Below are 18,428 nucleotides of genomic sequence, written 5' to 3'. Positions count from 1 at the left end.
AATGGCAGTACCCGTTTCTAAATTGCAGGATCAATACGGTCGCATCAAACGCAAGTTGCGTTTGTCGTTGACGGATCGCTGCAATTTTCGCTGCCGCTATTGCATGCCCACCGAGCCAGTGTGGTTGCCGCGCAAAGAGCTATTGCACAGCGATGAATTGTTTCGGCTCGCGCGATTGTTTGTCGAGCAGGGCATCACACAATTTCGTTTAACCGGCGGTGAGCCGCTGTTGCGTCCTGATTTAGAAAAAGTGGTCGCGCAATTGAGCGAACTGCGCGCACTCGGTTTAGAACGCATTTCGATGACCACCAATGCCGCGCTGTTAGCCGATCGCGCACAAGCTTTAGTGGATGCCGGCATTGATGACATGAACATCAGTTTGGATGCACTCGATGCCGATGTGTTTACACGCTTAACTGGCGCAGAAATTGAACCCGTGTTCGCGGGCATTGAAGCGGCGCGCGCCACGGGCGTGCCAGTAAAAATAAACACGGTGGTGATGCGCGGTTATAACGATCATCAACTGTTGCCTTTATTGGAATGGGCAATGGCAAAACAATTGCCGCTGCGTTTGATTGAATACATGCCTTTGGATGAGCCGGGGCGTTGGCAGCGCGAAACCGTGTTGGATGAAGAAGAAGTATTGGCGATTTTGCGCAGCCGTTATCGCGTAGAAAAATTGCCACGCAGCAGTGATCCCGCCAGCCCATATTTAGTAGATGAGCATTATTCTTTAGGCATCATCAGCACCATTTCGCATCCGTTTTGCAGCAGTTGTGATCGCCTGCGTTTAACCGCAAAAGGCGAACTCTACACCTGTCTGTTTGCAGAAAACGGCACTGCGCTTGGCGAAAAAATGCGCGCAGGTTTTGATGATGAAAAAATGCAAGAAGTGATTGCGCAAGCGGTGTGGCACAAACAGCGCGGCTATGTTGAAACACAGGGCGCGGTTGAACGCCCCATTAAAATGTATGCAATGGGTGGTTGATTCGTGAACACAGAAAAAGCAAACACAAACACGGTGCTGTTTGAATTGTGGGCAGGTATTGAGCGGCTCGCAGGTTGTAAACATTTGCAAGTGGAAATGCTCAATACGCAAGCTACCATCGGCGATGCACTGCAAGTGTTGCAGCAAAAACATCCAACATTGCACGATGCGATTGAACGCTGTGCGTGTGCGGTGGGTGACACCATTGTGCGCCGCAATGCGCCGCTGCCGAGTAATCAGGCCATCGTTTTATTGCCGCCGGTTTCAGGAGGCTGAACCATGACAGATGCTATGCAACGCATGGGCACAGCGCCATTAGATCCGAATGCTTTATTGGCGTTAGGACAATTTCCCGATTGCGGCGGCCTCGCTTTATTTGCGGGCGCAGTGCGCAATCATCACGAAGGCAAATCGGTTGATCGTTTGATTTACAGCGCGTACTTGCCCGTGTGTGAAAAATTGTTGGCGGATATCGAAGCGCAAGCGAAAGCGCGTTACGGCGTGACTTATGTGGCTTTGCGTCATCGCGTGGGTGAATTGGCGATTGGCGAATTGGCGATTGTGTGTGTGGTGCAAGCGCCTCATCGCGCAGAAGCATTTGCTGCGTGTCGTTGGGCGGTGGATCAAGTGAAGCACGGTGCGCCGATTTGGAAAGAAGAGTTTTATACCGATGGCAGCAGTCAATTTGTCGAAGGTTGTTGTTTGCATAGCGATGCAGATGATGAGCATGATCACGCACACGAACATCATCATCACAAAAAACATCACCATAAAAAAAATCACAACAAGGAATGCGTATGAAAGACATCACGCTCAAACCCGATAGCCTGCGCTCCGCAACCGCTATCACCACACTCAAAGCGCCGCCAGCTTGCATTGAATTGTTGCGCACCGGTGAAACCGAAAAAGGTGACGCATTAAAAACTGCGCGCGTAGCGGGCATCTTGGCGGCGAAACGCTGCGATGAATTAATTCCACTGTGCCATCCGCTGCCGATTTATCGTGCAGATATTGCATTCACTTTGGAAGAAACGGCAGTGCAAGTGCAATCCACGGTGGAAACCATCGCTGCCACCGGTGTTGAAATGGAAGCACTGCTCGCAGCCAATATTGCCGCACTCACGCTGTACGACATGCTCAAGCCGCACACCGATCAAGAAAATTTAGTGTTAACAGAATGTAAATTGCTGAAAAAAACTGGCGGTAAGTCGCATTTCAAACGCAAGTTGCGCCGCAGCAGTTCAGCAGCGGTGATAGTGTTGTCGGACACCGTCGCGCAAGGCAAAAAAGAAGACACCGCCGGTCGCAGTATTTGCAATGAATTAGCAACGGCGGGATTTGATCCTATCGAATATAAAATCCTGCCGGATGAAAGCGCGGAGTTGGATGCGCTGCTCAAACAACTCATCGCCGCGAAAACCAATTTGATCGTCACCGTCGGCGGCACAGGTTTAGGCCCGCGCGACAGAACCGTCGAAGTGGTCACGCCGCTGCTTACACAAGAAATCCCAGGCATCATGGAAGCCTCGCGCGTGTTCGGTCAGCGCCGCACGCCGTACGCCATGTTGTCGCGCGGCGTGGCGGGCTTCGCCGATCAGAGCCTAATGATTACTCTCCCTGGCAGTAGACGCGGTGCGGAGGAATCACTGGCGGCGATTTTGTCCGGCATCGTGCATTTGCTGGATGTGTTTACCGGCAAACCGCATGAGGGTGGGTATACCTGAGTGAGGCAGGGGAGCTTTCTGAGGCTATCTCGTTGCGGCATGATATTGCACGAGAAGTCTTAGATGAGGGGTTAGAGATATTTGAAAGAAGGAAATATTGGAGCGGAAAAGGAGACTCGAACTCCCGACCCCGACCTTGGCAAGGTCGTGCTCTACCAACTGAGCTATTTCCGCTCGGAGCTGATGCCGAGACTGGCATCAGTGAAGAAAAGTGGCGTCCCCTAGGGGAGTCGAACCCCTGTCGCCGCCGTGAAAGGGCGGTGTCCTAGGCCTCTAGACGAAGGGGACGCAGAAGCCTTCGTTTGAAGTGCGCGCATTCTATGGAGCAAATGAATTATCGTCAAGATTTTTTATGCTTAAAAACAACAAAACCAGCATTAAGCTGGCCTTGTTGTAAAAGCAGTTGAACAGAACAAATGTTTATCACGCAAGATTCTTGCTAATAAACTCATCTGTGTATTTTTTGCGGCGCGCAGACACTTGTTCGGCGGATTCCACCACCACCACTTCATCCGGTTTGATTTTGAACAAGGGCTGACCTTTCTTGATAATGGCGCCATCGGTATCCACCAACACTTCGGTCACGGTGCCAGCAAAAGTCGCGTGTACTTTGTTGAACATTTTCATGACTTCAACGATGTACAACACATCCCCTTTGTTGAAATGCGTGCCGACTTCCAAATATTTTGGTGTGCTTGGTGCTTCACGCGGATAGAACATACCGCCAGACGCAGCAAGAATTTCATCTGATTTTGCCGCCGGTGGTGGCACCAATACTTTCGCCATTTTTTCTTGCAATTCTTTGTCGTTCAAACGATCGGGAATGTTGATCGACAAATCATTGTTCACAGACAGCGAAAAGAAATTCGCTTTGTCGGCGATGTAAGGCAGCAAGTTTAGAATTTCACAACCGGCTTGATAGCCCGCGTGCGCCGCTTGCACCGCAGGCCAATCTTTTTTCGTGATGCCTTTCGGTGCTTCTTTGCCAGCGAGCGCACTCTGCAAATCATTCCAAGAAAGATTGCCGAGTTTGCTGTCCAGTGTTGCGTAAAAATGCACCGCGTCTTGCAACACTTCGTTGTCGTGATCCCAAATCACATAAGCAGCCGGCGCTTTTTCTTGCGCTTCCATGTTCAAGTAGTGATAGATATCCGCCAATAATTTGACTGGATTTTCCAACCAAGTGACTTGTCCTTTGCTCACTTTGAAGTGCGCTTGATTCAAACTCAACCAGCCAGATAACACATGTGCGTTATCAAGCAGCGGTGTGAAAATGCGATCAAACAAAGTGATTTTGCGATCAATCACCGCTGCCATAGCTTTTTCTGCATCTGTGCCGGCGTTGGCTAATGCTGTTTTGCGCACCGCTTTCCACGCATAAGCCAAATCAATTTGATTGGCTTGCTCTTTTAATGCGCCCACCAAAGTTAAGTAAGGCACGATGAAGCGTGTAGTGGGGCGGGCGTTGATGTTGTTGCCCACAAACCAATTCACCAAACCGTAATGGAAATCCAAATTGGTGGCGAGATCTTTGCCGCGCAACACGGTGCGACGAATCACTTCGCTCATCAAAGTATAAGTGCCCATGCGATCGGTGCCGGTGGTGAGCAATAGCGCGATGTTGGAATCGTACGCGCCCGCCAGTGTGTATTTCATAAACACATCGGTGTCGGGGTTGTGCATGGAGATGCCTTGGTCGTCGCGGATTTCGCCGTCGATAGGGTCAGACCATTTGGTGATTACGCCGCCCGCGTGCGGTTGCAGTGCATCATTAGTGGCGTTCAAACGCGCTTCTACTGATGACATTTCGCGCACACTGCGCGACGGTTTGGGCAGGCGTTTGCCGTGACGCGCCAGCAACACCATCACATTCACTAAGGAAGTTACGGTGAAATTGTCAGCAGCATTTTCTGGATTGCTAAAAGTCAACGCGTAGCACAATTCAGTAACACGGTGTTCTACCTGAATGCGCGTGTTCATTTCCATGAAGTAGTGACGCTCGCCATCGACGATGCATTCAAAAGTTGCCACGGAATTGAGTTTTACCGCTGTGCCAAAACGCACGGCTTCATCTTCCATTTTTTCGAGGATGACGATATCGCGCTCCAGCTGTGCAGCTTCTGCTTTTTTGCCGGCAGATTTGGCGACAGCGTGTGCATTCACTAAATCTTCGTGAATAACGGATACTTCCAACAATTTTTGTTCGTGCATTTGCAGCGAGCAGTCGCGACCGCCCATGGTGATGCACCAGTCACCATTGCCGACCACCTGAATTTCTTGGTGGCGTGTTGTTTCGATATTCATTTCGATCAACACATTCTTGTTGTCGCCCACGCCGTTGCATTTCACTTCAGCGAGCACTTCACGCACCAAGGCTGGCGTAACGGCAGCGGCTTGTTTGATCTGTTCTTCTTTGCTGCCTTTGTAGGAGGAAGGCGCATTGAGAATGCGCTGACCTTTACCGCCGCCACCGGAAATCGCTTTCAAGCGAAAACGGTTGTTGGGGTTTTCGGCAAAAATTTTCAGCATTTGTTGATGCAGGGTTGCGCCTAAATCATCCACGGTGATGACATCAACGCGCGCTTTATAAGAAGCGGCCAAAACAGCTTCCGCTTTTTCATCCAGTGTTTTTAACTTGTCGAGTTTGACATCGAGTTTGAAATCTTTGGCGATTTTGGCAAGTCCTGCTTCGTTTTTGGCTTTTGCAATCAAGGCCAAAGTGGTGCCGTTATTCACGCCTGGCGTAACAGAAACGCCAGCAGCTAAGGCTGTGCGTTTAGCTTCGTCTTTCAAGCCCGCTGCACTTTGTGTGAAGGAGCCGGGGCCGATAAAAGTCAAACCGGCATTTTCCATCGCGGAAACCATTTCTGCGTCTTCCGACATAAAGCCGTAGCCTGCAAAAATGCTGTTGTAGCCGTTGTCTTTGGCGATGCACACAATTTGTTGAATGCGCTGATGGCGTTCTTCTTTGTTGGCGCCGGTGTAATCCGGTACGCGATGCACGCGTGAAGGATCGGTCAGTTTGCGCAATTCAGGTGCCAGCGCATTGGTGTAAGTGATGGAATCTTTTTCCGACAACAAAATGCCGTAGCCGTGTATGCCCATTTCATCAAACACATCCATGGCTTCTTTGCGGATAGGGCCACGGCAGATGATGAGGGGTTTCATGTCGCGACAATCAAAGCTGCGCACCCACTCGGATGCGTTTTGGTCGAGACGGCGGTCGCTGTGAATCAGCGGATTGTTTGCGTAATTCTTTTTCTTGCCCACGGTGTGAACCTCTAAAATTTTTTGATAATCGATTAGAAAAATTCGCGCTGAATGTCAGACAGCGGCGAGGGTTTGTAGCTGCGCAGATGCAGCTCGAGGTTCAATGCAATTTCTTTGCGCAAATCAGAAGGCATGACGATAGAAGAAATTGAACCGAGCGACAGCGCTTCGTTTGGGTTCATCAATTCACGCTCGTAGCGTTGTGCGAGCAGAGCTTCTTCTTGTTTGCCCCACGCGGCTGCGCCTTGTGGATCTTTTACCGCGCGTGTTTTTACTTCCGCGCGAATTTTGCGCAATTCATCTTTGTAAACAAACTCCACACCAGCAGGGCCCATAACCGCAAGACGCGTAGTGGGCAGGGCGATGACATGATCCGCACCCGTTGGATAGTTGTTGTAAGACGCGTAAGCACCGCCGAAAGCGTTGCGAATAATGACGAGGAAACGCGGTGTGCGCAGATCAATAATCGCATCCAACATCGCACGACCGGCTTGCACGATACCGCCTGTTTCCTGCTCACGACCGGGCAAAAAGCCGGTGGTGTCTTCCATGAAAATCACAGGAATGTTGTACAAATTACAGAAGCGAATAAAACGCGCATTTTTGTAAGCAGCGGCGATATCAATTTGCCCTGAAGCCACCGCAGAGTTGTTGGCAACAAAGCCAGCCACATGTCCGCCGACGCGACCAAACGCACAAATCGTGTTGCGTGCGCGCTCAGGTTGAATTTCAAAAAAGTCGCCGTGATCACAAATTTGTTGAATCAAAATTGAAATATCGACTGGCGTGTTAAAACCGCTTGGCGAGTTGAAGGCTTTGCGCAACAGAATGTCGATGTCCCAAGTTTTGCGATCAACGGGATCGCTGGTCGCGCGAAATGGCGCCATACTTTCGTTGTTGGCGGGCAAATAATCTAGCAATTCGCGCACTAAATTCAGTGCGCCAGCTTCATCTTGCACCACAAAATCAGTGACACCCGATTGTGAATGCACAGCAGGGCCGCCGAGTTCGTCGGGTGTGACATCTTCGCCGAGCACCGATTTCACCACGCCAGGGCCAGTCAAACCAAAAAAGGTTTCGTTGGGCTGGATGACAAAGCTGCCTTGACGCGGCAAGTAGGAGCCGCCGCCCGCGTTGAAACCAAACATGCACATTAAAGAAGGCACGCGACCGGAGATTTTGCGCAGCGCGGTGAAGGCTTCGGCATAGCCATCCAAGCCGCCCACACCTGCAGGCACATACGCACCAGCGGAATCATTCATGCCGACCAACGGGATGCCCAGCTTGCCGGCCAGTGTGAACAGGCGTGCGATTTTTTCGCCGTTAGTGGCATCCATCGAGCCTGCGCGCACGGTGAAGTCATGTCCGTATACCGCGACATCGCGACCTTTGACTTTAATGATGGCCGTGACCAAGCTTGCGCCGTCGAGATTCGGTCCCCAGTTTTGGTACAACACATTCGGTTCGCTGCCGTGGTCAGCCAGTACGCGAATACGCTCCCAAACCGTCATGCGTTTTTTCAAATGTTGGCGTTGTGTGTTGCTCACGCCCGCCGCAAGTTTGGGGCGTTGAATTAGGTCGTAACCTTTTTTCAGTGTGGCTTCGTAGAGGCCGGGCTCGTAGTCGCACTGGCCGGGGATTTTGAAATCCACTTCGTCAGCTGTGGCGAACGGGTTTTTGAGGGAGGGCGAGACAGCGGGCATTTTGCTCATAGGTAGCTCGGTGGATGGCTGGAAAAATGGAAAATAAAAGACGCGGAACGATACTTTTTTGAGGGGGTTTAGTCAACGAACTGCGGCCTTACTGGTGATAAGTTACTGATAATTAAGGTGAGATTTTAATGGCGAAATCTTTGCTGACGGGTGGTGTGTAGTCAGACTTTCCAAAAAGAATTCTGGCGCGTGTTCGCCAGTCTGGATTGTGTTGCCACTCAAAAATAATTTGCACCAATCCAGCCATCAACAATCGGCATGGATTCATGTGCAGTTTAGGGTCGCCGGTTAAGCCAATTTTAGGCCGTGAAACCGGCGGCTTTACATAAGTGCCGAAGACGCGATCCCACAGCATGCAGGGGCCTGCGCCGAGGTTGGTCAGGTTAGTGTTGTGACCTGAATAAACAGGATGCGATGCGTGGTGCAGATAATGGTATTGGGCTGTGCCTGTCAGGTGGCCAATAAAGCCGAGAAGCCGATATTTAAAGCCAAGATAATAAAGTGCGGAATGGTGCGCAGAAACGGCACCAGTTTGCGTAATAATGTTAAGAACAATAATTTCCAAATACAGTGGTTCAGCTGAAAAAAGTTTGGTGGCAGCGCCAAAAAATAGCACATAAGGAAACATCACCAAAAAGCCAACAGGGAAGGCAACCACAACACCCGTGGTAACGGGGTCAATCATGGTATTGGGAAAGTGGTGAGGTCGGTGCAGCAATAACCACGGCAATCTGTACTCGTGCGCGATTCGGTGTAGCCAGTAATGCGGGAGATTGATGAGGCTATAAATCAGCAAGATGCTAATAACGGACGGTAGCTCGAATAGTGTCGGCACATAAGTGTTGGTTAAATGATGCGCATAAGTAACCAAGTCTTTAGCAATCTCATAACCTTGGTTGAAGTGGTATCCCATGCCGACTGCTATGCCGCCAAAGAAGGCTATAAACCAGCGCGACACCGATTAGCATCAGCGCGTTGAATAGCACCAAGGTATAAAGAAGATTGGTGGGAAATCTCCCGTGTTTATCGTTTGCTTGCGCATCATCATTGGGGTGGATGGCGTTGAGTTTCGCGTAGTTGAAATAACCATAAAACATCAAACAGCAGCGGAAGATAAACCACAGCACTAGCGCTCCCAATAGAACAACAGCGGTGATATCGTTTTGCTGTTTTCAGTGCAGATAATGCGTTGCGCACATATTCGAAAGATGATCGCCGAGCCCAGGTCCTAGGTAATCGGTAGTGAAAGGAAGAAAGCATACCGAATGGAATCATGTAGCTGACATGGCAACAATAAAGAGAAGCGCTATTTTTCTAAAAATAGATTGATTCCAGTGAAGCTCTTTCTCCCAAAGGTATTGCGTTAGTTTTTTTGTGGTTATATCCTTGAGCTTATCCATGCTTTACCAAAGGCTAAGGTAGAGGAAGGGCTGATTGTGTTGATCATGATGCCGGATACAGTGTAGGTCTTTTGGCGCTCAAAAAAATGATATAATTACCTGACTTATCCTGTCGGAATAAAAAAATGGCTGCCGCTGAAATTGAAGCGTTTTTATCGGGTAATCCCCCCATTTTTCACCGTTCTCAAAAGTAGAACGTTTGGCCATCTGGTTTGATGCCGTTGTTGTGCTGTGTGCCCTGTGGGCAAGCACCGTATACGGTGTTGTCCACAAGCGCACAGCCATCACGCCGCTCGCGCCAGTTTTTGCATCGGGGTGATGCCGCCGATGCCCATGTTCGGCCGTTCATGGTTATAAGTCCAGAGCCAGCGCGTGGCAACATCTCGCACTTCATCTAACGAATCAAACAGGTATTGCCCCAGCCAGTCATAGCGCACCGTGCGGTTGTAACGCTCAATATACGCATTTTGCTGCGGGTTACCCGGCTCGATAAATTCAATGCAAATACCGCGCTGTTCCGCCCAGTGCTTCAGTGTATGGCTGATGTATTCCGGCCCATTGTCGCAGCGAATTTTTTGCGGTGCACCTCGCCACTCGATGATCTGATTCAATGTGCGTATCACGCGCAAAGACGGCAGTGAAAAATCAATTTCCATACTCAAGGCTTCACGATTGAAATCATCAATCACGTTGAACAAACGGTAAGCGCGCCCATTGCTCAAACTGTCGTGCATAAAATCCATCGACCAAGACATATTTTTCGCGTTGGGCACCGACAACGGCTGCGGTTTTTCACGAACAATACGCTTTTTCGGCTTGATTCTCAGGTTTAGCTCCAGCCCACGGTAAATGCGATACACGCGTTTGTGATTCCAACCAAACCCTTTCACGTTGCGTAGAAACAGATAACACAAACCAAAGCCCCAGTTCTTTTGGTTGGTCGTCAAACGTATCAACCAGTCAGCAATCTCAGCATTTTCATCAGACAGCTTGGCTTCATATCGATAACAACTTTCGCTAATAACAAACGCCTGACACGCGGCGCGAATACTGACGCTTTTTTCTGTCACCGCGCGCTGGGCCATCTCTTTGCGCTGAGATGGCCTCACCACTTTTTTGTGAGCGCCTCCTGCACAATCTCTGCCTTCAGCTTCTCCTCAGCGTACATCTTCTTCAAGCGCCGGTTTTCGTCTTCCAGCTCCTTCAGACGCGCCATCAGCGACACATCCATGCCGCCAAAACGTGCTCGCCATTTATAAAACGTCGCGCTGCTGATGTTGTGCTCGCGACACAGCACCGGAACAGACGTGCCGCCCTCGGCCTGCTTCAAAACTGCCATGATCTGGCTGTCGGTAAACTTCGATGTGCGCATGTAGAACCTCCTCGGGTCATGTTACGAGAATTTTCTACTTTTGAAGACGGTGGTTTTTAGGGGGGATTACCCTTTCTTTTCACTGGGCTTAGCAGCTTTGATAGAGAAGTTGTCGAAGAGCATATGTATGAAACTTACCTTGGTGTGGGCGAAGTGCTCTTTACTGAAGGTGATGAAGGGGATTTTCTCTGCTATGTCGTGCAAGGTAGCCTCCAAATTATCAAGAAAAACCAAGCTGGCAAAGATGTTGAATTGGCTGTTCTGAAACAAGGGCAGCTCATTGGCGAAATGGCGATGATTGAGCACGCCCCTCGTTTTGCCACAGTGAAGGCACTCTCAGAAACCGTATTGATGGTGCTGACTCGCAAAGGATTTGAATTATTGTTGGCGCAGCACCCGGATATTGGTGTGGTGATTTTGCGTAGCCTTGCCAAGATGATGAGCATCAAAATTCGTGAATTGTCTGAAGATTTTGTTGATCTTCTGAAGTGATTTTGCATTAGGAAGATTTAAGTAATAACAAACGAGGAACAGTATCACCATGGAACGCCGTCGCTTGCGCTTTGTATTTTCTTGTGTGGCTTTGATAGGAAGTATTGGTTCGCTGCTGGGCTGTGCTTCTGTCTCTACAGAAAGTGGTTATGTGTTTGCTCCTGAAAATGCCATTGATAATCCTAATCGGCCAGATTCTTTCTGTGCGCAAGTTCGCCACTACAAAGGTGAAACACCTGCTTATTTTGCAAAATACCAACCGGAAGCAGATCTCTTGGCGCGTTTACAGTTGTTGTCGCCGCGCAAGCTTAATCATCACAGTGTAGGTCCTGGTGTGTTAGTGCCACTGCCTGTGATTCCTGATCCAATTGGTAATAGCAAAGCCGCGCAATATCGCAGTGCGCCAGAAGCGCAATTCACTACAGTGAAATTGGCAATTTACCCCGTGCCGTTCCGTACTGGCTACTTTTTTACACCTTCGCAGGTGCGCTTAGAAACGGGTGGTAAAATTTTGCATCCAGTAAAAATTTCGCGTCATTATTCCGTGAATCACGAAAACCGTGAAAAAGTATTGGATATCGTGCGCGAAAGCCTGCCCGCCCAAAGCGGAGAATTCAATGCTTATGTGTTGGAGTTCAATGTTAAAAATATTGCTGGCTCCTTCATGAAGCTGCATGTTTCAGGCTTTGATCAGCATGGCTCTGTTATTCCAGAGCAAGTATTCAAACTAAGTACTAATCAAGCGCGTGTTTTTGATTGGAAATATGACACCGACTGCAATATTTAATTTTTTATCAGCAGAGTTGGCGGCTTATTCTGTTTGATTCCTTTCCAAGCCGTAACAGCGTGGAGTGCGTTATGAAAAACATTTCAGTAAAAGGTAAATTAAAACAACTGGGTCAAGGTATGACGGAATACATCATCATCGTTGCCTTGATTGCGATTGCTGGTATTGCTGCATACAGCTATTTCGGTCAAACCATGCAAGGTGCAGTGGCTGATGTTTCCACTGAGCTGTCAGGCCAACAATCAAAAGACACTGCTAAAGCAGGTGCTGCAAAGGCACAAGCCGAAGCGAGTACTGCTGAAGGCATGGGTACTTTTGATGAGAACCAAGAAACTTCAGGCCAGAAGTAATTGATTCATTTGTCTTGCGATTATCAGGGATGAAGCCGCGCTGGTTATGGCAATCGTGGCCCGCTGTTGCGTTGCAACAGCGCGGTCAGGCCATGCTACTGGTTTTATTGTTTCTCACAGTTTTAATGTTGTCGTTACTGGTGTTGTTCAATACATCCCAATTAACGCGCGACAAAATGGAAGTACAAAATGCCGCTGATTCTGTTGCGTATAGCGCAGCTTTATTAGAAGCGCGCCATCTCAATTTCACCGCCTACACCAACCGCGCCATGATCGCCAATGAAGTGGCGTTGGCACAAACCATTGGCCTTGCCACATGGTTAATGAAATGGGGCGGTACTTTTATTAGCCTCGGTAATATTTTGAATCAAGTTTTGGCACCTATACCCATTGTCGGCCCAATATTGGCCGCTGCTGTAAAGGCGGTATTTGTTGCGTTTGGTAATGCAGTTGCTAACTTTTCTAATATTGTGGGGCAGTTTGCAGGTATTTTTTCTAAGTTGGTGGCTGGATTAAATACTTTTTATGGTTATTCACAATTAGCATTTCGTTTCGGTACTTACGAAACAATGTTAAGCATTGGCGACAGCTTGGTACAAAAAAATGCACCGGGTGCCAAGATGGGAACGGTGTCTGAGTTTGTGCAATACCTCAATATGTTTTTGTTTGAGCAGTACAACAAAAGCTGCAAACCGGCTGATGCCATGCGCAAATCAGCTACGGCAGAAGACCGCGATCTCAATCGCGCTTGTATGCGACAAATGGCAGCAGCCGTGAATGATTCACGCGATTTGTGGAGTAAAAATCGTTCCAACTATGAATTAGGAGCACAAGAAGAAGTCAGTTGGAAAATCCCATTGTTAGGGAAATTTGGATTCCACTTCAAAATTGGCATGTTCCAAGAAGGTGGCTCCACTTTGCGTTATATCGCGGGTTCTGGTCCCACGGCTAATCGTGAGCATTTCAACTGGTCATCAATGGATACTAACGAATTTAAGTTGGGGATTGGTGTTTGGTTGTTTGGTGCGCATATGGGTATTGAATTACCGATGCCATTGGGTTGGGGCTCAATGCAATTAGCGCATACGGATAAAAAAGATAAAAAACAATACAAAGTTGCCCCCCTTCCTACTGGCGGCACTAAGTTAGGTATTGCAGGGTGGCAAGCAGCCTACGGCGACACTTGGAGCAATAATTTATTGAGCAGTATTTTGGCTTCGCCTGGAAAAGCGTTTTATCCGTGGGGTCCCAGCAATACCGCGCAAGTGCAAAGCTATGGTGATTTAGCGCCGTTTCATACGATTGATCCTGATTACCTCAATGCTTCAGGGCAGAGTTGGCAATTTGATTGGCCTGGCACCATTCCTCCGCCGTATGTGGTGTGGGTTTATATGCCAGAAAAAAATACGCGCACTTCAGACAACATGGGAACGGCTAGCCCAACAGGTAATTTACAGCTTGAAAATATGGCAGCGGGGCAATCCTCAGATGATGCTGTTTCTTTAGGACCTTTTGGGCAAAAGCCAGGCTTGCAAGCGATTTCCAGCGGCGAAATTTATTACAAACGCACAGACGGTTTAGATGAAGAGCCCAATGCATTTAGCCCGTATTGGGGCGCGCGTTTAGCGCAAGTGGATAACATGGTGTTGATCTCTGCCATGTTTGTGCAAGAGCCTAAGTTGGCATGGGCTTTTACCGGCATACAACAAGGTGCAAATGATTTGCCGGGGCAAGTTGAAAATATCAAGAAAACAGTCATAGACGAAATGACGGACATGGATGGTTACGCCAAAGACATGATCGAAAATGCCATCAAAGGAATTTTTGGTTTATGAGCCGCGCGAGCCGCCAATGGCAACGCGGCCAAGCGATGACGGAGTTCGCTATCGTTGCGGCGGCTGTTTTAGTGCCGCTATTTTTAATTTTGCCTGTGATCACCAAGTACGGTGAGTTGAGCCAAACCTCAGTAGAAATGGCGCGTTATGTGGCATGGGAGCGCAGCGTTTGGCATGAGCCCAATAAAATTCCCGCCGGCGTAGAGATTATCGGTGGCAGTACATTCCCTGCAAAAACATCCAGCGTCATTGCCAACGAAGCGAAATTGCGTATGTTGGAAGCGCCGAATGCGCCCATTCTTTCGCAATCAGGCGCGGTGTTGAATGATTCCTCGTTAAATCCTTTTTTGTTCGATTATCAAGGCAAGCCATTGGTGGATGTTAGCGGTGTGCAAGTCAATGTGGATAAATTAAAAGAAACGCCAGGAATTGGTTATGAAGTGTTGCGTTTCTTTACTAAAACCTTGCAGCCTGTTTATAAACTGTTTAGTTGGCTTGGAAGTAAGCGTAGTAATTTTTCACCGAATTTAGACGGCTACTTTGAAAGTGATAATCATATTGTCGCTATTCCATTGAATAATGTTTCTTATGTTGTGCCTGACAACCAAAAAAAATCAGATTTAGAGACGATTGAAACAGTACATCTTGCCATGTATGCCGATTCCGCTTTGTTAGTGGATTCATGGAGCGCGCAAGGCCCTGCGATGTTCAAAACACAAACGGGCGGTTTGGTGCCGAGTTCATTTCTCAATAACGATGTGCTTAACACTATGCGTCGTGTATTAGCCGGAGCACTGTCTGAGCCAAAGTTAAAGCAGCCCGCTCCAGGTAGCTCAGACGGCTGGGATATGGGTGGCTACAACACAGACCCATTCAATATCGGTGTAGATGAAGCCGATATTTGCGATAAAAATGGCGTGTGTTCGTTCAATGAATAGGCGCTGGCTGGCTTTTTACTTTTTCTTGCTCTTGCCAACATGGGCGCAGGCATGGCCATCGTTTGATCGTCCTGATTTTATTGAAACAGAGTGGACAGCTGATGACATGGTGTACAACGGTGTGCGTATGTATATCGAAAATATTCACTGTGATTGTCAGTACGAAAAAATTCTCAATTACTACCGCAAGCATTGGGCAGAAGGTGAAATTGATGAAAAAGGTTTTGTCGAAAATGACTTGGGTGAGCTAAAACAAATCAGTCGCGGTGATGAAAAATATTTCTTTTCTGTGCAAGTTAAAGCGGATCCTCTGGATGCAGAAAAGTCCGTTGGGCGCTTAGTCATTACTGAGTTGCCAGGAAATCGTGCGACAAAAGTAGAGCTCGGTGGAGGTATTCCAATGGTGGGTAACTCGGAAGTGGTATCGGATATTAGCGATTCCATGCCGGGAAAACGCGCTCGTACGGTGGTGTTACTCAATGAAAAAAGCATTGTCGATAACATGGATTTCTATCGTATGCATTATGAAAACGCAGGTTGGAGTTCTTTTTTAACACCGGTGAATCCATCGGTAGGTTCGCAAGCGCTGTCTTATAGAAAAGATGGTGTCGATATCAATATCGCTATTCATGAGCAGGCGGGTGCTTCTGTCGTCCTGTTCAATGAAGTGAAATCGGCATTTTGAGTGCGATTTATGAATGTTGTCACTGCAAAAACAACGAGGAGAAAACAGCAACTGGGTCAATCCAGTATGGAATATATCGTGGTGACATCTGCCATTGTTTTTGCATTGATGCAGCCGATTTCTCCACCAGGATCGTTGCAATGCCCCGCATCATCCATACGCACAGATTGGTCAAACCATGAAAACAAATGCAGCGTGATGGAAATGTTAGGGCAGGTGTTGCGCAATCGCTATGAAGGTTATTCCTTTGCAATTTCCGCGTCTGAATACCCTAATTTTTTGGTGAATTTTAATAACGGTGGCAATGGTGGTTCTGGTTCTGGTAGCGGCACCGGTGGTAGTGGCGGTGGCGGTTCTGGCTCAGGCTCAGGCTCAGGCTCAGGCTCGGATGACGGCAGTACAACCTACACACCGCCAACCGGTACAGAGGCTCTCGGTTTAGATGGCAAAACAATCATTGGCACCGTTTTGGCAGGCAATGTTTACGACGATGAAGGCAATTTGATTGGCACGATAGACAGCAACGGTAATGTCATTGATAGCGACGGTAACAAAATTGGTACTTATCCTGCGGCAGGTGGCGGCACGAGTAATTTCGTTGCAGTTGATAAAGACGGAGAAATATTAGGCAAAGTGGATAAAGACGGTTTTGTTGTCGATGAAGACGGCAATATTGTTGGTAAACAAGATGGCGACAATGTATTGAAGGTAGATGCGTTAGGTAATTTGATTTTGGATGCCGACGATAAGCCAATCGTTATCGGCACAGTCGGTAAAGTTTCGGGCAATGGCGATATTGTTGATAGCGGCGGTAATGTTATCGGCAAAATCGTTTTGGAATAATTTTTAGTAAGTCTCTCCTAGAGGAAAGGTATGTCACTGGTCGAAGGGTTTAAAAAGCAGAGCACACTGTCTATGTTGGTCGTGTCTGTATTTTTGGGGTTAATCGCAGCTGGGCTTGCGGTGTTGTATCTCAAAAATAGAGAGGCTGCATTGGCAAAGCAATACCAAAAACCACCAGAAGTTGAGGTGGCCGTTGTTGTGCCGGTGCGCGATTTGATGCCGGGTGAAATTATTGCGCTGGATACCGTGGCAGCGAGAAAAATACCCGAAAAGTATGTGGGCCCCGATGTTATTACTGCGCAATATTACAAAAAAGTTGAAGGTCGTCGGCTGCAGTACCCTGCCGCACGCGGAAAACCCATTCCGTTAAATTCTCTATCCGGTATCAATATGGGAGATTTTTCGGATTCGATTGCAGCGGGTCGTAGAGCAATCACGATTAAAGTGGATCGTATTAATTCGATGGACGGCATGCTTCGTCCTGGTAATCACATTGACATTCTTGTTGGTATGCCAGCAGGTCAGGCGGGGGCAGAACCAACACCCGGTTTAGAAAATGCCGGTGCAGAAGAAGTAGTTTTTCCTGTGTTGGAAAATGTGGTGGTGATTGCAACAGGCAGTCAAGATTCAAAATCCATGCAATCACAGCGATCAGGCGCGGTGATGACGGATAAAGATTATTCCTCCGTTACCGTCGATTTGTTTCCGGAACAAGTGGCGATGTTAAAAGTAGCTGAAGAAGCAGGGCGAATTATCGCAGCACTGCGTAATCGCAACGATGGCGGTTCAAGTGGTTTTGATGCAGTGCGCCCATCACAGTTAATGTCGCTGATGAGAAAAGCACGCAATGCAGAACTAGCGCGTGCGTCTACAGAAGTAGTGCGTGATGTCAATGGCAATGCAATAGGAAAAGTGGTTGGCGGTGTTGTGTATGACGCACAGGGTAATGTCATTGGAAAAGTGAATGCTGATGGCAAGGTTGTCGATGCCAAAGGCAAAGTCATCGGTGAAAAAGTGAAAGCACAGATAGCTTTGGGATCTGATGGTAGACCGGTTGGTCAAGTAGTTGGCGATAAAGTGTACGACGCAAATGGCAATCAAATTGGTCGTGTTGTTGATGGCAAAGTGGTGTCAAACGATGGTCGTATGCTGGGGCATGTCAGCGAATCTGTTGCGGTAGATGCCAAAGGCAATGTGATTGGCAATGTAGTCAACGGCGTTGTTTACGATAAAGACGGCAATGTTATCGGTAAAGTGAATGACAAAGGACAAGTTGTTGACGATAAAGGCAATGTGATTGGTGCGCCGGTTGGTAAGGTGGCTGTTGATGCCAAAGGAAAACCTATCGGTAAAGTAGTTGGTGACAAAGTGTATGACGCCGACGGCAAATTGATTGCGCGTGTTGATGCCAACGGCAATGTGGTCGATTTGAATGGAAAAATTGTCGGCAAAGTGTCAGATGGTGTGCAGCAATCTAAAGTTGCGATTGGAAAAGATGGCAAAACTTTAGGGCGCATCGTGGATGGAAAAGTCATTGACGCAATGGGCAATGTAGTCGGCACAGTAAACGCAGATGGCACGGTGACAGATGTCAACGGCAATGTGATTGGGCAGTCAGTAGGTGATGCTTTGGTTGACGCAAAAGGAAATATTGTTGCCAACGAAGTTGTCGGCAGTGATGGAAAAGTAATCGGCAAAGTGATTGGCGACAAGGTATATGACGATAAAGGCAATGTCGTCGCCACGGTGAGTGCTGACGGTTCTGTGAAAGCAAATGACGGCAGAGTATTGGATGTCTCTGTGCGCGCAGGGACACCGGATGCTGCACCGTTATTAGCGGTAGATAGCAACATTCCCAATATTGATTCCGCGGATTCAGAGGGAGGTATTAGTGGTCGTAGCTACGAGAGTATGAGTGGTGGTAACAAAGAAAACGGCGTACTAAAACTGGATAAAACTTCTATTTCATCGGCATCAAAAGATGCACAGGCATTGCCGCAAGGCAAGTGAGGCGGTAATGCATAGTTTTGGA

16 protein-coding genes and 2 tRNA genes are annotated in these 18,428 nt (G+C 48.2%); 12 read left to right on the top strand and 6 right to left on the bottom strand.

The features are described 5' to 3' along the window. Nucleotide 1 precedes the first annotated feature (1 nt). The 4 genes from moaA to moaCB are packed head-to-tail and all read left to right on the top strand — an operon-like array spanning nucleotide 2 to nucleotide 2,712. The gene (gene moaA / locus R3E63_06075) at nucleotides 2-988 is read left to right on the top strand and encodes a GTP 3',8-cyclase MoaA (GenBank protein MEZ5539511.1); all 987 of its coding nucleotides are present in this window, start codon (nucleotides 2-4) and stop codon (nucleotides 986-988) included. Between the two features lie 3 nt (nucleotides 989-991). Then, nucleotides 992-1,264 carry a MoaD/ThiS family protein gene (locus tag R3E63_06070; GenBank protein MEZ5539510.1) on the top strand — a complete coding sequence of 91 codons (273 nt, stop codon included), beginning with the start codon at nucleotides 992-994 and terminating at the stop codon, nucleotides 1,262-1,264. A gap of 3 nt (nucleotides 1,265-1,267) precedes the next feature. Further along, the gene (locus R3E63_06065) at nucleotides 1,268-1,789 is read left to right on the top strand and encodes a molybdenum cofactor biosynthesis protein MoaE (GenBank protein MEZ5539509.1); all 522 of its coding nucleotides are present in this window, start codon (nucleotides 1,268-1,270) and stop codon (nucleotides 1,787-1,789) included. Continuing rightward, complete coding sequence (gene moaCB / locus R3E63_06060; GenBank protein ID MEZ5539508.1) at nucleotides 1,786-2,712, top strand: bifunctional molybdenum cofactor biosynthesis protein MoaC/MoaB; 927 nt, start codon at nucleotides 1,786-1,788, stop codon at nucleotides 2,710-2,712. The genes R3E63_06065 and moaCB overlap by 4 nt, the downstream gene beginning before the upstream one ends. A 98-nt stretch (nucleotides 2,713-2,810) precedes the next feature. On the opposite strand, the gene R3E63_06055 is transcribed toward moaCB, so the two are convergent. The 6 genes from R3E63_06055 to R3E63_06030 form a co-directional block, all read right to left on the bottom strand. Further along, nucleotides 2,811-2,886: transfer RNA gene (locus R3E63_06055), tRNA-Gly, on the bottom strand. Between the two features lie 38 nt (nucleotides 2,887-2,924). After that, nucleotides 2,925-3,000, bottom strand: a tRNA-Glu gene (locus tag R3E63_06050). Nucleotides 3,001-3,135: 135 nt separating this feature from the next. Next, nucleotides 3,136-5,982, bottom strand: a complete 2,847-nt coding sequence (locus tag R3E63_06045) for a biotin/lipoyl-containing protein (GenBank protein ID MEZ5539507.1) — start codon at nucleotides 5,980-5,982, stop codon at nucleotides 3,136-3,138. Between the two features lie 32 nt (nucleotides 5,983-6,014). Further along, a complete protein-coding gene (locus R3E63_06040; protein ID MEZ5539506.1) occupies nucleotides 6,015-7,694 on the bottom strand; it encodes a carboxyl transferase domain-containing protein in 1,680 nt (559 codons plus the stop codon). A 112-nt stretch (nucleotides 7,695-7,806) separates the two neighbouring features. After that, the gene (locus tag R3E63_06035) at nucleotides 7,807-8,652 is read right to left on the bottom strand and encodes a sterol desaturase family protein (GenBank protein ID MEZ5539505.1); all 846 of its coding nucleotides are present in this window, start codon (nucleotides 8,650-8,652) and stop codon (nucleotides 7,807-7,809) included. A gap of 726 nt (nucleotides 8,653-9,378) precedes the next feature. Continuing rightward, nucleotides 9,379-10,466 (bottom strand): IS3 family transposase gene (locus tag R3E63_06030; protein MEZ5539504.1). Its coding sequence is split into 2 segments (ribosomal slippage): nucleotides 9,379-10,214 and nucleotides 10,214-10,466, totalling 1,089 coding nucleotides; the frame shifts between segments, so codons are not numbered across the junction. A 123-nt stretch (nucleotides 10,467-10,589) separates the two neighbouring features. On the opposite strand from R3E63_06030, the gene R3E63_06025 reads away from it, so the two are divergent. The 8 genes from R3E63_06025 to cpaB all read left to right on the top strand — a co-directional run bounded on the left by R3E63_06025 (nucleotide 10,590) and on the right by cpaB (nucleotide 18,406). After that, the gene (locus R3E63_06025) at nucleotides 10,590-10,958 is read left to right on the top strand and encodes a cyclic nucleotide-binding domain-containing protein (protein ID MEZ5539503.1); all 369 of its coding nucleotides are present in this window, start codon (nucleotides 10,590-10,592) and stop codon (nucleotides 10,956-10,958) included. Between the two features lie 49 nt (nucleotides 10,959-11,007). Beyond that, nucleotides 11,008-11,745, top strand: a complete 738-nt coding sequence (locus tag R3E63_06020) for a hypothetical protein (GenBank protein MEZ5539502.1) — start codon at nucleotides 11,008-11,010, stop codon at nucleotides 11,743-11,745. A gap of 71 nt (nucleotides 11,746-11,816) precedes the next feature. Next, complete coding sequence (locus tag R3E63_06015; GenBank protein ID MEZ5539501.1) at nucleotides 11,817-12,095, top strand: hypothetical protein; 279 nt, start codon at nucleotides 11,817-11,819, stop codon at nucleotides 12,093-12,095. 29 nt (nucleotides 12,096-12,124) lie between these two features. Then, nucleotides 12,125-13,930 (top strand): pilus assembly protein TadG-related protein, encoded by a 1,806-nt coding sequence (locus tag R3E63_06010; GenBank protein MEZ5539500.1) that lies wholly within the window; start codon nucleotides 12,125-12,127, stop codon nucleotides 13,928-13,930. Continuing rightward, complete coding sequence (locus tag R3E63_06005; protein ID MEZ5539499.1) at nucleotides 13,927-14,868, top strand: hypothetical protein; 942 nt, start codon at nucleotides 13,927-13,929, stop codon at nucleotides 14,866-14,868. Before R3E63_06010 ends, R3E63_06005 begins: the two co-directional genes overlap by 4 nt. Then, nucleotides 14,861-15,553, top strand: coding sequence for a hypothetical protein (locus tag R3E63_06000; protein ID MEZ5539498.1), 693 nt, complete (start codon nucleotides 14,861-14,863; stop codon nucleotides 15,551-15,553). Before R3E63_06005 ends, R3E63_06000 begins: the two co-directional genes overlap by 8 nt. Nucleotides 15,554-15,562: 9 nt before the next feature. After that, nucleotides 15,563-16,396, top strand: a complete 834-nt coding sequence (locus R3E63_05995) for a hypothetical protein (GenBank protein MEZ5539497.1) — start codon at nucleotides 15,563-15,565, stop codon at nucleotides 16,394-16,396. A 30-nt stretch (nucleotides 16,397-16,426) separates the two neighbouring features. Then, nucleotides 16,427-18,406, top strand: coding sequence for a Flp pilus assembly protein CpaB (gene cpaB / locus R3E63_05990; GenBank protein ID MEZ5539496.1), 1,980 nt, complete (start codon nucleotides 16,427-16,429; stop codon nucleotides 18,404-18,406). The last annotated feature ends 22 nt before the right edge of the window (nucleotides 18,407-18,428 follow it).

Source organism: Pseudomonadales bacterium, assembly GCA_041395665.1.
Classification (GTDB): domain Bacteria; phylum Pseudomonadota; class Gammaproteobacteria; order Pseudomonadales; family UBA7239; genus UBA7239.
Note: the sequence above shows the minus strand (reverse complement) of the source record. Positions and strands in the feature narration are given on the sequence as shown.

Excerpts from the sequence above, each read along its gene's own strand:
- R3E63_06010 (MEZ5539500.1), top strand. The coding sequence starts at position 12,125 with ATGAAGCCGCGCTGGTTATGGCAATCGTGGCCCGCTGTTGCGTTGCAA.
- cpaB (MEZ5539496.1), top strand. The coding sequence starts at position 16,427 with ATGTCACTGGTCGAAGGGTTTAAAAAGCAGAGCACACTGTCTATGTTG.
- R3E63_06015 (MEZ5539501.1), top strand. The coding sequence starts at position 11,817 with ATGAAAAACATTTCAGTAAAAGGTAAATTAAAACAACTGGGTCAAGGT.
- R3E63_06000 (MEZ5539498.1), top strand. The coding sequence starts at position 14,861 with ATGAATAGGCGCTGGCTGGCTTTTTACTTTTTCTTGCTCTTGCCAACA.
- R3E63_06025 (MEZ5539503.1), top strand. The coding sequence starts at position 10,590 with ATGTATGAAACTTACCTTGGTGTGGGCGAAGTGCTCTTTACTGAAGGT.
- R3E63_06040 (MEZ5539506.1), bottom strand. The coding sequence starts at position 7,694 with ATGAGCAAAATGCCCGCTGTCTCGCCCTCCCTCAAAAACCCGTTCGCC.
- R3E63_06020 (MEZ5539502.1), top strand. The coding sequence starts at position 11,008 with ATGGAACGCCGTCGCTTGCGCTTTGTATTTTCTTGTGTGGCTTTGATA.
- R3E63_06005 (MEZ5539499.1), top strand. The coding sequence starts at position 13,927 with ATGAGCCGCGCGAGCCGCCAATGGCAACGCGGCCAAGCGATGACGGAG.
- moaCB (MEZ5539508.1), top strand. The coding sequence starts at position 1,786 with ATGAAAGACATCACGCTCAAACCCGATAGCCTGCGCTCCGCAACCGCT.
- moaA (MEZ5539511.1), top strand. The coding sequence starts at position 2 with ATGGCAGTACCCGTTTCTAAATTGCAGGATCAATACGGTCGCATCAAA.
- R3E63_06065 (MEZ5539509.1), top strand. The coding sequence starts at position 1,268 with ATGACAGATGCTATGCAACGCATGGGCACAGCGCCATTAGATCCGAAT.
- R3E63_05995 (MEZ5539497.1), top strand. The coding sequence starts at position 15,563 with ATGAATGTTGTCACTGCAAAAACAACGAGGAGAAAACAGCAACTGGGT.